At 65.3% G+C, this 11,718-nt stretch carries 14 protein-coding genes and 1 riboswitch; of the genes, 8 read left to right on the forward strand and 6 right to left on the reverse strand.

Going from position 1 to position 11,718, the window contains the following annotated elements; genetic code table 11:
• The 6 genes from JZZ72_RS20790 to JZZ72_RS20815 all read left to right on the forward strand — a co-directional run.
• The coding region (locus JZZ72_RS20790; protein ID WP_210015071.1) for an urease accessory protein UreF at positions 1 to 520 on the forward strand (520 nt) is incomplete at its 5' end.
• Between the two features lie 10 nt (positions 521 to 530).
• The gene (gene ureG, locus JZZ72_RS20795) at positions 531 to 1,157 is read left to right on the forward strand and encodes an urease accessory protein UreG (RefSeq protein WP_058540236.1); all 627 of its coding nucleotides are present in this window, start codon (positions 531 to 533) and stop codon (positions 1,155 to 1,157) included.
• A 109-nt stretch (positions 1,158 to 1,266) separates the two neighbouring features.
• Positions 1,267 to 1,382: riboswitch (TPP riboswitch) on the forward strand.
• 32 nt (positions 1,383 to 1,414) lie between these two features.
• Positions 1,415 to 2,065 (forward strand): TenA family protein, encoded by a 651-nt coding sequence (locus JZZ72_RS20800; protein ID WP_054914446.1) that lies wholly within the window; start codon positions 1,415 to 1,417, stop codon positions 2,063 to 2,065.
• Between the two features lie 3 nt (positions 2,066 to 2,068).
• Positions 2,069 to 2,728 carry a TenA family protein gene (locus JZZ72_RS20805; protein WP_043860584.1) on the forward strand — a complete coding sequence of 220 codons (660 nt, stop codon included), beginning with the start codon at positions 2,069 to 2,071 and terminating at the stop codon, positions 2,726 to 2,728.
• A gap of 127 nt (positions 2,729 to 2,855) precedes the next feature.
• Positions 2,856 to 4,760, forward strand: a complete 1,905-nt coding sequence (locus JZZ72_RS20810; RefSeq protein ID WP_210015072.1) for a M14 family metallopeptidase — start codon at positions 2,856 to 2,858, stop codon at positions 4,758 to 4,760.
• Positions 4,761 to 4,840: 80 nt separating this feature from the next.
• The gene (locus JZZ72_RS20815) at positions 4,841 to 5,869 is read left to right on the forward strand and encodes a hypothetical protein (RefSeq protein ID WP_210015073.1); all 1,029 of its coding nucleotides are present in this window, start codon (positions 4,841 to 4,843) and stop codon (positions 5,867 to 5,869) included.
• A 6-nt stretch (positions 5,870 to 5,875) separates the two neighbouring features.
• Here the strand turns inward: JZZ72_RS20815 and JZZ72_RS20820 are convergent, their stop codons facing one another.
• Both JZZ72_RS20820 and JZZ72_RS20825 read right to left on the reverse strand, forming a co-directional pair.
• On the reverse strand, positions 5,876 to 6,304 hold the full coding sequence (locus JZZ72_RS20820; RefSeq protein ID WP_210015074.1) for a RidA family protein: 429 nt from the start codon (positions 6,302 to 6,304) through the stop codon (positions 5,876 to 5,878).
• A gap of 88 nt (positions 6,305 to 6,392) precedes the next feature.
• Positions 6,393 to 6,938 carry a hypothetical protein gene (locus JZZ72_RS20825; protein ID WP_043860588.1) on the reverse strand — a complete coding sequence of 182 codons (546 nt, stop codon included), beginning with the start codon at positions 6,936 to 6,938 and terminating at the stop codon, positions 6,393 to 6,395.
• Between the two features lie 153 nt (positions 6,939 to 7,091).
• On the opposite strand from JZZ72_RS20825, the gene JZZ72_RS20830 reads away from it, so the two are divergent.
• Both JZZ72_RS20830 and JZZ72_RS20835 read left to right on the forward strand, forming a co-directional pair.
• Positions 7,092 to 7,898, forward strand: coding sequence for a hypothetical protein (locus tag JZZ72_RS20830; RefSeq protein ID WP_043860589.1), 807 nt, complete (start codon positions 7,092 to 7,094; stop codon positions 7,896 to 7,898).
• A 133-nt stretch (positions 7,899 to 8,031) separates the two neighbouring features.
• Complete coding sequence (locus JZZ72_RS20835) at positions 8,032 to 8,877, forward strand: site-specific integrase (RefSeq protein ID WP_235593661.1); 846 nt, start codon at positions 8,032 to 8,034, stop codon at positions 8,875 to 8,877.
• On the opposite strand, the gene JZZ72_RS20840 is transcribed toward JZZ72_RS20835, so the two are convergent.
• From JZZ72_RS20840 to JZZ72_RS20855, 4 genes are all read right to left on the reverse strand, one after another.
• Positions 8,874 to 9,386 (reverse strand): FecR family protein, encoded by a 513-nt coding sequence (locus JZZ72_RS20840; protein WP_210015075.1) that lies wholly within the window; start codon positions 9,384 to 9,386, stop codon positions 8,874 to 8,876. The genes JZZ72_RS20835 and JZZ72_RS20840 overlap by 4 nt on opposite strands.
• 144 nt (positions 9,387 to 9,530) lie before the next feature.
• Entirely contained in the window at positions 9,531 to 9,878 is a 348-nt protein-coding gene (locus JZZ72_RS20845; protein WP_210015076.1) for a hypothetical protein, read from the reverse strand.
• Between the two features lie 79 nt (positions 9,879 to 9,957).
• Positions 9,958 to 11,151 carry a hypothetical protein gene (locus JZZ72_RS20850; protein ID WP_210015077.1) on the reverse strand — a complete coding sequence of 398 codons (1,194 nt, stop codon included), beginning with the start codon at positions 11,149 to 11,151 and terminating at the stop codon, positions 9,958 to 9,960.
• Between the two features lie 81 nt (positions 11,152 to 11,232).
• On the reverse strand, positions 11,233 to 11,700 hold the full coding sequence (locus tag JZZ72_RS20855; protein ID WP_043860593.1) for a VOC family protein: 468 nt from the start codon (positions 11,698 to 11,700) through the stop codon (positions 11,233 to 11,235).
• Between the last annotated feature and the right edge of the window lie 18 nt (positions 11,701 to 11,718).

Below are 11,718 nucleotides of genomic sequence, written 5' to 3' on the forward strand. Positions count from 1 at the left end.
GCACGACACCCTCGGCCACCTCGACTGGCCGCTGCTGCAACGGCTGTACAGCGCGTGCCGCGCGCAAGATGCCGATGCGTTCGCCCACTGGAGCAGCTTTTTGCTGGCCAACCGCGAAACCGCCGAGCTGCGCCTGGAGGAACGCCAGCGTGGCAAGGCCCTGGCGCGCCTGCTCGATGGCTGGCAGCTGTGTCAGGCGCCGGCCTGGCGCAGCAGCGTCGAGCTGAGCCAGCTGGGCGGCATGGCCTGGCTGGCCGTGCACTGGCAGATCCCGCTGCGTGAGCTGGCCCTGGGGCATGGCTTTGCCTGGCTGGAAGGGGCGGTGATGGCCGGGGTCAAGCTGGTGCCGTTCGGTCAGCAGGCAGCCCAGACCCTGCTGCGCGAGTTGTGCGAGGAGCTGCCTGCGGTACTGGAGTGGGCGCTGGACGTACCTGATGAACACCTGGGCGGCGGCCTGCCGTTGCTGGCGATTGCCTCTGCCCGCCATGAAACCCAATACACCCGATTGTTCCGATCCTGAGGAAACTGCCATGCAAAGCTACCAGCAACCCCTGCGCGTCGGTGTCGGCGGCCCGGTCGGCTCCGGCAAGACCGCGCTGCTCGAAGCGCTGTGCAAGGCCATGCGCGATGACTACCAGATCGCCGTGGTCACCAACGACATCTACACCAAGGAAGACCAGCGCATCCTTACCGAAGCCGGCGCGCTCGAACCCGAGCGCATCGTCGGCGTGGAGACCGGCGGCTGCCCGCATACCGCGATCCGTGAAGATGCCTCGATGAACCTGGCGGCGGTGGAGGATCTGGCGCGCAAGTTCGGCAACCTGGAAGTGATCTTCGTCGAGAGTGGCGGTGACAACCTGAGTGCCACCTTCAGCCCGGAGCTGGCCGACCTGACGATCTACGTGATCGACGTGGCCGAGGGCGAGAAGATCCCGCGCAAGGGCGGGCCGGGGATCACCAAGTCGGATTTTCTGGTGATCAACAAGATCGACCTGGCGCCCTATGTGGGCGCGTCGCTGGAGGTGATGGAAAAGGACACCCGGCGCATGCGGCCCGAGCGGCCGTGGACGTTCAGCAACCTGAAGACGGGGCAGGGCTTGCAGGCGGTGATCGGGTTCATTGTCGAGCGGGGCATGCTCAGGCCGCGTCTGGGTTGAAGGCTTCGCCGGCAACGCCGGCTCCTACGGGCCCTGCGCTGACTGTAGGAGCCGGCCTTGCCGGCGAAGCGGCCAGGCTGGACACTTCAAGCCCACGGTTGTATACAGTGTGCGCACCAAGGGGAGCCCCGGCAACGGGCTGAGAAACCGCTGGCATCTGCAGCGCGGTGACCCTTCGAACCTGATCCGGATCATGCCGGCGAAGGGATGGGATCTAGCGCCTGCCTTCTTTGCCGGTCTCACTGCGAGGCCGCTACATGACTGCCCCACGTTTCACCGAACACCTGCGCAAACAAAGCGAACCCACCTGGTCGGCCGCCGTCGGCCACCGTTTCGTCACCCAGCTGTGCGACGGCAGCCTGCCGGACCCGGTGATGGTGCGTTACCTGGTGCAGGACCATCGCTTCATCGACAGCTTCCTGACCCTGCTCGGCGCGGCCATTGCCACCGCCGACACCTTCGATGCGCGCCTGCGCCTGGCGCGTTTCGCCGGCATGATCGCCAGCGATGAAAACACCTATTTCCTGCGCGCCTTTGAGGCACTGGGCGTGAGCGAGGCGCAACGCACCGCGCCGGCCGACACACAGCCCACGGCCGGCTTCAAGGCGATCATGCGCCAGGCGGCGGCCACCCGATCCTATGCGGCGGTGCTGGCGGTGCTCAACGTGGCCGAGGGCCTGTACCTGGACTGGGCGCTCAAGGCGCCCAGGCCGCTGCCGGACAACTTCGTGCACGCCGAGTGGATCACCTTGCACGACAACCCGGCCTTCGCCGACTTCGTTGCGTTCCTGGGTGCCGAACTCGACCGTGTGGGCCCCCAGGAAGAGGCGCTGAGCACCGATTTCTTCTTGCGTGCCGTGGCGCTGGAGCTTGAGTTTTTCGATGCCGTGTACCCACAGGGGGAGTGAAGGATGGATATTTTCGACCGTTTGAAAGCTGCTGCACCGACCGAGTGGGCCAGTTACGTGGACCACAGCTTCGTGCGCCAGATGGGCCAGGGCAGCTTGCCCGAAACGGCGTTTCGTACCTACCTGGTGCAGGATTACCTGTTCCTGATCCAGTTCGCGCGGGCCTGGGCGCTGGCCGCGTACAAGAGCCGCCGGCCTTCGGACATCCGTGCCGCCCAGGCGGGGCTTGCGGCGATTCTGGACGAGACCGACCTGCATGTACGCCTGTGCGCGCGCTGGGGCTTGTCCAAGGCTGACATCGAGGCCGCGCCGGAGCACCAGGCCACCGTGGCCTATACGCGCTTCGTGCTCGATTGCGGCGCGGCGGGCGACTTGCTGGACCTGCATGTGGCGCTGTCGCCCTGTGTGATCGGCTACGCCGAGATCGGCCGGGCGCTGAGCCCCGACGGGGTGGCGGCGCTGGGTGATCATCCGTACCGCGAGTGGATTGGCGAGTATGCCGGGGAGGGGTATCAGGGCGTGGCTGCTGCAGCGCGCCTGCACCTGGACGAACTGGCGGCGCGCAGCATGACCGAGCAGCGCTTCACCGAGCTGGTGGCGATCTTTGCCCAGGCGTCGCGGCTGGAGGCGGATTTCTGGCAGATGGGGTTGGCGGCGCGGTAGAACGGCGTGGCGCAACGGCGCTCCCGGCACCGAGCGCCGCTCGCGCGGCGCTTCGCCGGCATCCCATCGCGGTGACATTGCCCCTTATCAGCTAAGGTTGCCTGCTTACGCATGATAAGGACCCATCATGAACGACCTGCACCCGCAGCCCCTGCTGGCCACCTTGCTGCTGCTCGGCAGCCTGCCCGCCCTTGCGGCCTTGCCCGGCGCCCCGGCCTATATCGATGACAGCGGCTACCCCGAGGCCGCCAAGCAACGCGTTCTGCCGGCAATGTTCGAGCAGACCCTCACCAGTACCCGCTATATCGCGCCCGCCGGCAATCCCCTGACCACCGTGGCCGAAGCCACCGGCTTTGCCGACACCAGCACCTACGCGCAAACCCGCGATCACCTTCAGCAACTGGCATCCGCCGCCAATGGCGCCATCGTGCTCAGCGAGCTGCCGGAGAAAAGCGCCGAGGGCCACCCGATGCTGCTGGTGGTGGCCTCGCTGGAGGCCGACAAGTCACCCGCCGCGCTCAAGCGTTCCGGCAAGCCGACGCTCTTTATCGAGGCCGGTATCCACCCCGGCGAGTCCAACGGCAAGGACGCGATGTTCATGCTGCTGCGCGACATGACCACCGGCAGCAAGCCGCTGGCCGGCCTGCTGCAGAAGGTCAACATCCTGTTCATCCCCAGTGTCAACGTGGACGGCGATATCCGTCGCAGCGCCTATGGCCGAATCAACCAGAACGGCCCCCGCCAGAGTGGCTGGCGCGTGAACGGGCGCAACCTCAACCTGAACCGCGATTTCACCAAGCTCGACAGCGCCGAGATCCGCAACGTGGCCTGGGTGTTCAACACCTACGAGCTGAGCTTCTTCGCCGACACCCACTCCACCGATGGCGCGATGTACCCCTACGACAGCTCGTATTGCCATAACGGCAATGGCTGGTCGCCGGCCAGCAGCGCGTGGATGGACACGGTGATGCGTGCGCCGGTGTACCAGGCGCTGGAGGGCGAGGGGCATGTGGTGCACGAGTGCATCAGCATGAACGACAACCAGGACCCGACCCAGGGCTACTACCCGTACCGCACCGACCTGGCGCGCTTCTCCAACCAGTACGGCGATATCCGCAACGTGCCGTCGATTCTGATCGAGCAGCATGCACTGCACCCGTACCAGACCCAGGTGCTGGGCAACTACGTGATGCTCAAGACGATGTTCCAGGTGCTCGGCGAGCAGGCCGCTTCGCTGCAGCAGGCCATTGCCAGTGACCGTGCCCGGCTCGCGGCCCAGCGCGAGGTGGTGCTGACCTGGAAGCCGGGCAAGGAGGAGCAGATGGACTTCAAGGTGGGCGACTACCGCTACGAACAGTCGCCGATCACCGGTGCCAGGACGATCGTGTGGAGCAACGTGCCCAAGCCGCTGACGGTGCCGGTCACTGGCAACACCGAGCCCGACCTGGTGGTCAAGCGCCCACGCCAGTACGTGGTGCCGGCGCAGTGGGCCGAGGTGATCGCGCGGCTCAAGGCGCATGGCATCCGCATGCGCACCCTCGAGCAGCCCACGGCGATGGCGGTGACGCTGTACCGCATGGATGAGGTGAAGGTGGCCGGTGGCTTCGAGCCGGACCGTGCGGCAGCCAACGAGATTCCGGGCTATGAAGGGCATCTGCTGGTCAGTGGCGTGGCCAACCCGCTGGAGCGTATGCAGACCTTTGCGGCGGGTTCGGTGCTGATCGACGTCGACCAGCCGCTGGGCGTGCTGGCGATCAACCTGTTGCACCCGCAAAGCCCCGACTCGTTCTGGGCCTGGGGTTTCTTCAACGCGACCCTGGTGGCGGCGGAGGAGCCAGAGGAATACGTGATGGAGCCGATGGCGCGCAAGATGCTGGCCGCGAGCCCGGCACTCAAGGCCGAGTTCGAAGCCCGCCTCAAGAACGACAAGGCGTTCGCCGACAGCCCGAGTGCGCGCCTGCACTGGTTTTACCAGCGCACGCCCTTCTATGACGTGAATGCATTCGTGTACCCGGTGGGGGCCGTGTACTGAGTTAAAGGAAGCGCCAGCCGTGCCGATGCAGGTGTGGGCCACCGCGACCATTGCGGTGGCGTTGCCTTGTCAGGACGTCCATGAAGACCAGCCTTACCCTTGCCATCACCCTGCTGTACGCCTCGCTGGCGTGTGCCCAGGACATGAGCCAGCAGATTGCACAGCCGCTCAAGTACGCAAGCCTTGAAGAAATGAACCTTGGCGAGTTCGTGCCACAGAGCCGCTATGCGTCGACCTTGAGCGCGCTGCGCATGGACTCCGAGGCCGGTGATGCCAATGCCACGCTGGACCTGCTGGAGGCACTGACCGGCAACAAGGACCTCAAGCCCCAGGACCTCGACGCGGTCAAGCAACTGCTGGAAATCGCCGCCGTGCAGAAAGCCGACGGTGCCAGGTTGCAAGCAATGACGGCCCGCTACAGTGCACTCAAGACCCAGGGTGTGGCGGTGTCGACAACGCCTGCACGGCCAGCGCTGACCCTCGACTACAGCGGCGACTCGCTGGACGACATCTCTGGCGTGAAAGGCTGTGGCGATGCGCAGACGGCGCAGACCACGGCGTGCTTCGCGGCGTTCAACAAGGCGTTGAAGGCCGATTACACGGCGCTCAAGCAGTACAACCTGGCCCTGGGCTGGTCGGCGCAGCGGTTTCAGCCAGATGCCCTGCAAGCCAACGCAAGCAAGGACTGCGGGCGCTTCGACTACTGTCCGACCACCACCTTGTACGTGATGAACCAGACGTTGCTGCACGAAACCAACGAAGTCCGCTTCCCCAAGACCTACGAGCAGGCGGTGTATCAATTGCTCACTGTGCCGGTGGCCACTGTGCAGCGCACGCAAAAGGCCAACTATGAAAAGGCAGTGCAGGCCAACTTCGAGCAGGCCCGCCAGCAACGCTATGCCTACCGCGAACGCGCCGGTCAGTCGGCGGACGCCCTGGTCATCTACGCGTTGCGCATGGATGCGGTGATTCTCGAGCGGCCCAACTGCACCGCGTTTGCCAACCAGGCCTATGAAATGGCCTTCAACGTCCACAACAGGGTTGTTGCCGAGAGCGAGCTGGACCGCATCAACCGCTCGATCGTGCAGACGCAGTGCACGCTGCGCTAGGGGCCATCAGCTCGTGGCGGGCAGGGCCGCCACGGCATCGACTTCGATCTGCATGCCGTCCAGTGCCAGGCGCGGCACGGGTATCAGGGTGCAGGTCGGTTTGCTGAGCTGGCCCCAGGCGGCGTTCGCAGCCGCCACCCACAGCGCCAGCCTGGCTTCGCTATGGTCCACGATCAGCAGGGTCAGCTTGAATACATCGGCCAGGCTCGCACCTCTTGATTCCAGCGCGGTGCGCAGGTTGAGCAGTGCCTGGCTCGCCTGTTCGGCAAAGTCGGGCGACAGCGTACCGGCAGGGTCTTCACCCCCCTGGCCGGCGATGTACAGCAGCTTGGCGGCGGTGCTGACCTCGGCCACGTGTGAATAGGCATTGGCGCTGGGGTCGTACAGGCCTTCGGGGTTGGACAACACAAATACGGCGGGTTGGCTGGTGCTCATGGGGCGACTCCACTCAAGGGAGGCGCAAGGGTAAAACCTCAAGTTAGGTTGAGGTCAAGCACCTGTTTTCAAGGGCGCCGCACGTTCTTCAGTAGTGTTTGAGAAATAGGCGCTGCGAAGGCACCGGCCCCTTGATCAGTCGGATCAGGTCGCTGGCCTGCAAGGTGAACGGCTTCGAATAGTAGTAGCCCACAAAGAAGCCGGACGCCTTCATGGTGCATGGCAGTACCGGCTTTCTTGCCAGCATGTCGAGGGCCGCTGCGTCGCTCAGGTCGCGGTACTGGTCTTTTTTCTGAAAGCTCAGTTTCGAGGTGAACAGGCCATCACGGGGCGGTCGGTCATCGCGTTCGATCTCACCGATCAGCGAATACGTCATGCGGTGGTCATAGGCGAGGTTCTCATCCTCGGTGATCGAGCATTCGATGCGCGTGCCCAACTGGCTGGTCTTGCCCCGGAAGGCGTCGAGCACATCCACATCTGCCGCGAAGGTCAGGGTGTACACACTGTGGTTGCTGTCGAGCTGCTTTTGCAGGGAAATCGGTTCGACCGTGGCCTTGGCGCGCGGGATGAACAGTGAACAGGCACTGAGCTGGGCAGCCAGCAGGCCAAGTACGATCAGTGGAAGCAGGCGCATGTGTCATCCATGGGGCGGGAGGGCGCCTTGATACACCAGTTGGTCACGCTGCGCCAGCGGTTCACGAGGCATCGCACAAAGCGCCGTGACACTTGCCGCAGAGTGCCTGCTAGGGCATCCTGCGCGCCCGCCACACTCATGGAAGAAGGGTGCATGCCTGTGTTTCACCGCTTCGCCCTCGGCTTCACGCTGGCCGCCGGTGCACTGTTGAGCAGTGGCTGCGTCAAGGACCACGGCATCGACCCGTTGCCCCTGCGCTTTGTGTCGTTCAGCGACAACCCGTACCGCTACGACCTGCGTTTTCAGGCCGACGAAGACCTGCTCAGCCTGTTCGAACGCCACACCGGCAATGGCCAGATCAGCGAGCGGCTGGTGTGCGCGCTGGACGGCGACGAGAACTTCGACCTCGAGCACGTGATCACCTACAACCTGTCCGGCTCGCCCGAGTTCGAAAGCCGCGCGCCCGATGGCAGTTTCAACTACCTGGCGCAGATGAGCTTCGACAAGACCCTGCCGAGCCGCTCCAGCAGCACTGAACTGACCCGCGAAACCATCCAGCGCCTGCTCGAGAACAGAACCACAATCCCGTGCAAGCTGTACATCACCGCGTTCCCGTATCACGCGTACTTTTCACTGGTGATGCGCATCCCGGTTTCGGTGCTGCTGGCCGAAGTGAACAAGCACGACTACAGCCCGTACATACCACCCTTTGTGTGGGCCGCGCCGACGCTGGACGACGCCACGCCGCTGGCACCCTTCGCCAGGCAGGTCGAGGCGCCGCTCTACAGTGCACGCCTGCCCATCACCGACAGCGAAACCGGCAGGCCGCTGCCACGCGTGGCCTACGTGATCCAGCGCAAGGACGGGTATCTGGAATACGGCACCAGCGATGCCGAGGGCTACACCCACGAGGTGATCTCGCTGACCCGGGAAACCATCAAGCTTTACCTGGTGGACTAGGGGTATCATCCCCGGCTGAATTTGCCCTACTGCGCTAGAGGAACCCCACGGTTTGCCTGATTCACTGCACGCATCGCTCCACAACCCCCTGCTGCAATACCTCGCCCGACTGGCCCCGTCGAGCCAGTTGACCATGAAGTACATCCTGCAGGACGCCGCCGACCGTCTGGACTTCGAGGACATCGACATCAAGGAGGTGCCCTGGCACTTGCTCGAACCGGGGCATGTCACTGCGCTGGTGGCGGCGTTGCGCGCCGACGGCTATGCGCCCAACACCACGTCGCTGTACGTCAACGCGATTCGCGGGGTGATGAACGAGGCCTGGCGCCTGGGCCTGATCAGCCAGGACCAGCTGCTGCGCATGCGCACGGTCAAGGCCGCCCAGGGCACGCGCCTGCCGGTGGGGCGCAACCTCAAGCGCACGCTGATCCGCGAACTGATGGAGGCCTGCGCTGCCGACCCGCGCCCGCAGGGGCTGCGCGACGCGGCGGTGATCGCCTTGCTGTACGGCACCGGCATGCGCAAGAGCGAGTCGGTCAACCTCGACCTCAGGCAGATCGACTTTGCCGAGCGCAGCCTGCAGGTGCTGGGCAAGGGCAACAAGCAGCTGATCAAGTACGCCCCGGTGTGGGCCTTCGACAAGCTCAATGCCTGGCTGGAGTTTCGCCGCTCGCAGCTGCCCGAGGGCCAGGCCGACGATACCTTCCTGTTCAACCGCATCCGCCGCGGCAGCCATATCACCCGCGAGCGCATCACCAAGCACGCGATCTACTACATCGCCCGCCAACGCGGTACCCAGGTGGGCGTGAAGATCATGCCCCACGATTTTCGCCGTTCGTTCATCACCCGGGTGATCGAGGAGCACGACCTGTCGATAGCGCAGAAGCTGGCGCATCACAGCAACATCCAGACCACGGCCAACTACGACATGCGCGACGACAACGAGCGGCGCCGCGCGGTGGACCGCTTCGACTGCTAGCTGCCGGCGGGCCAGGCCCGGGTGTTGATTCGGCTGGGCCGGGCTGGCCATTGCCAGCTGCTGCCGGCACGGCGCAACCACAGCCCGCTGCCGCTGGGCAGCAGGCTGGGGGTGCCCAGCCGTGGCAGAACCTGTACGTCAGCCGCGTAGGCGTTGACCTGGGAGCCCCTGTGCAGATGATCGACACTGAACGTCCCGGACTGTGCGCGGACTTCACCGCTCGGGGTTTCGACGATCAGCGGGCGCGGGTCGCTGCTGGCCTGCACCAGCACTTCGCCGTCGTGCAGCACCAGGCGTCGTTGCTGCGCGGTGAAGCGGATGTCCACATGGGTGGCGTGGTTGAGCGCAAGCTGGCTGCCATCGCTCAATTGCAGCAGGCGTGTCTGGGTCGGCCCGGTGCGTTCATCGGCCATCAATTGGCGCCACGGCACGATGTTCTGCGCCAGGTAGGCGCTGCCAAGGATTGCCAGCAGGCAAGCGCCAAGGCGTTTCAGGCGAGGGTCAGACACGGGGAGCCCCAGGTGGAAGAGGCTGGGGATGATAGGGGCAGCAGGGGCGGCACTCAAGCGGTTGCAGTGCTTGGGCCTTCGCCGGCAAGGCCGGCTCCTACAGGGTGTGTATCGCCGGTAGGAGCCAGCTTGCGGGCGCAGCGGTCAGCTGCCAGCCGGGCCGCTGACACCGCCGCTGTTGTTGCTTTCGGAGCCTTCGTGGCCATTTCTCTCGGAACCGGTGCCCTCGGGCATCTGCCCACGGGTGTCATCGGTGTTCATGCCGCCCTGGCGGCCGTCGTCGTTGCCCTGGGTACGTGGGTCGGTGCCGCTGGGCATCGACGGCTCGTTGGGCGGCGCCGGCACATCCACCCCGGCCCCAGGAAGGGTGGAGTTGGGCACGCCGTTGCCGGGGGCGGGGTTGGTCGGGCCGGTACCTGCGGCCAGGGCCACGGTGGCCTGGGCGCCCAGCAGCGCGGCGAACAGCAGAGCGGTGATCGGGGTGCGGGTCATGGTCGAACTCCTTTCATGTGGGCTACCTGACATTGGTCCGTCGTCATGCGCCGAGGGTGCGGCGTGAGCGACGGACGGTCTAGTCGCGACCCCGCATGAAGAAGCCCGCCACGTACTTGCGGAAGGTGTCCAGGCCTTTGAAATCGGCAAAGCGCCTGAAGTTTTCCGTTTCGGGCTCCGGGCCCAGCGGCTGTTCGGTCAGCGACACGGACAGCACCCTGTCCTGGTCGGAGCTGAGCACCAGTTCGTCCATCACCCGACCGCCGATCACCGGCCGGCGCATCACCACCTTCACACCCTTGCCGGCCATCCAGTCGATCAGCGAGACGAGCATCTTCAGCGGTTCGCGCTCTTCGTCGCGGTACACCGGGAACAGGTGAGCGCGCGACAGCACCGGCACGCTGGCCACATGGATCAGCTCGTAGAAGTGGCTGCCGGCGGTGGCGGGGGAATAGATGGCCAGCGCCAGCAGTGGGCCGGGGGTGCGGCTACCGCCCCACAGCAGGTGGTGGCCCTGGAAGTCGAACCCGTCTTCGCTGCGCTCGGTGAGCACCTTGCGCGCCTTGATCTGGCTGACGCAGTCCAGCAGCAGGCCATGGCGCCGATGTGTGCCGAACACCGTGGCGTCGCGCAGACGTGCCTTGAGCATCATCATGTGCTTCATGTCCAGGCGGGTTTCCAGGTAGTTGCTGGCGGGCACGCGGTCGATCAGCGGGTAGCGGGTGGCGACGCTGCGCAGCTCGGCGAACTGGGCAGTCAGGTCCTTTTTGAGGTGGGTGGCGTAGACGTTCAGGCCGCTGGCTTCGATCAGGGTCAGCAGCAGCGAGAGCAGGCGATGCTGTTCGCGCCTGTCGCCGCTGCCGCTGCCTTCGCCGCTGCCGGCAGCGGCACGCTGGAAATCGCCGATCAGGCGCAACGGCGCGTCCGGTGCCAGCCAGGCCGCCGGCGGGGTGTCGGCCTCGTTGTGGCTGGCGTCGGTGTCGCGTTCGTCCTTGGTGAAGGCACAGCCCGGCGCATGTTCGGCGGTGCCGGGGTTGTTCTTGAGAAACAACGTGCCGGTGCTGCCGTTGAGGTTGACGTTGAGTACCGGCATGCTTTTGGGCTGGCAGTCACAGGCCAGCCACTGCCCGGCGGCGCGTACCTTCATCAGCAGCTGGTTGGCCTGCAGCAGCCGCGGGCCCTCCAGGGCGCCCAGCACGAACCCGCGCAGCAGTTCCTCTTCGGCGGGGGTAAGGGTGCGCACCAGCGCGGCGTTTTTCTCGATGATTCGCATGGACGATCCTGGCCAGCCTTCCTGTGCCTGCCACCTTAATTCAAAGCCCTGCACGCGACCATCGCCGCGTGCAGGTGACGTTCATTGCGGGCTGAACATTTTTGCCGCGCGGGCGCGGATTTCCTCGACCGACACGTCTTCGACGTGGGTGGCGACGAACCAGAGGTTGCCGAAAGGGTCCTTGAGGGTGCCGCTGCGGTCGCCGTAGAACTGGTTCTGCACGGCGTTGACCTGGGTGGCGCCGGCCTTCAGCGCCTGGGCGAAGGTAGCGTCGACATCTTCGACGTACAGGTGCAGGCCGATGGCGCTGCCCTGCAGGGATTGGCTGCTGGTGAGCCCGCCGGCCTGGTCGCAGGGGTCGGCCAGCATCAGCGAGGAATCGCCGATTTTCAGCTCGGCATGGCCGATACGGCCATCGGGGGCGTCGAGGCGGAACATTTCGGTGGCGCCAAAGGCGGCCTTGTAGAAGTCGATGGCCCTGGCAGCGTCCTTGATGCCCAGGTAGGGGGTGATGCTGTGCTGACCGTCGGGGATGGGTTGGGTGGCCATTTTTTCCTCCATTGGTAC

It is taken from the genome of Pseudomonas palmensis (assembly GCF_017848315.1).
Classification (GTDB): domain Bacteria; phylum Pseudomonadota; class Gammaproteobacteria; order Pseudomonadales; family Pseudomonadaceae; genus Aquipseudomonas; species Aquipseudomonas palmensis.

Excerpts from the sequence above, each read along its gene's own strand:
- JZZ72_RS20855 (WP_043860593.1), bottom strand. The coding sequence starts at position 11,700 with ATGGCCACCCAACCCATCCCCGACGGTCAGCACAGCATCACCCCCTAC.
- ureG (WP_058540236.1), top strand. The coding sequence starts at position 531 with ATGCAAAGCTACCAGCAACCCCTGCGCGTCGGTGTCGGCGGCCCGGTC.
- JZZ72_RS20820 (WP_210015074.1), bottom strand. The coding sequence starts at position 6,304 with ATGAGCACCAGCCAACCCGCCGTATTTGTGTTGTCCAACCCCGAAGGC.
- JZZ72_RS20830 (WP_043860589.1), top strand. The coding sequence starts at position 7,092 with ATGCCTGTGTTTCACCGCTTCGCCCTCGGCTTCACGCTGGCCGCCGGT.
- JZZ72_RS20815 (WP_210015073.1), top strand. The coding sequence starts at position 4,841 with ATGAAGACCAGCCTTACCCTTGCCATCACCCTGCTGTACGCCTCGCTG.
- JZZ72_RS20805 (WP_043860584.1), top strand. The coding sequence starts at position 2,069 with ATGGATATTTTCGACCGTTTGAAAGCTGCTGCACCGACCGAGTGGGCC.
- JZZ72_RS20810 (WP_210015072.1), top strand. The coding sequence starts at position 2,856 with ATGAACGACCTGCACCCGCAGCCCCTGCTGGCCACCTTGCTGCTGCTC.
- JZZ72_RS20800 (WP_054914446.1), top strand. The coding sequence starts at position 1,415 with ATGACTGCCCCACGTTTCACCGAACACCTGCGCAAACAAAGCGAACCC.
- JZZ72_RS20825 (WP_043860588.1), bottom strand. The coding sequence starts at position 6,938 with ATGCGCCTGCTTCCACTGATCGTACTTGGCCTGCTGGCTGCCCAGCTC.
- JZZ72_RS20835 (WP_235593661.1), top strand. The coding sequence starts at position 8,032 with ATGAAGTACATCCTGCAGGACGCCGCCGACCGTCTGGACTTCGAGGAC.
- JZZ72_RS20845 (WP_210015076.1), bottom strand. The coding sequence starts at position 9,878 with ATGACCCGCACCCCGATCACCGCTCTGCTGTTCGCCGCGCTGCTGGGC.
- JZZ72_RS20850 (WP_210015077.1), bottom strand. The coding sequence starts at position 11,151 with ATGCGAATCATCGAGAAAAACGCCGCGCTGGTGCGCACCCTTACCCCC.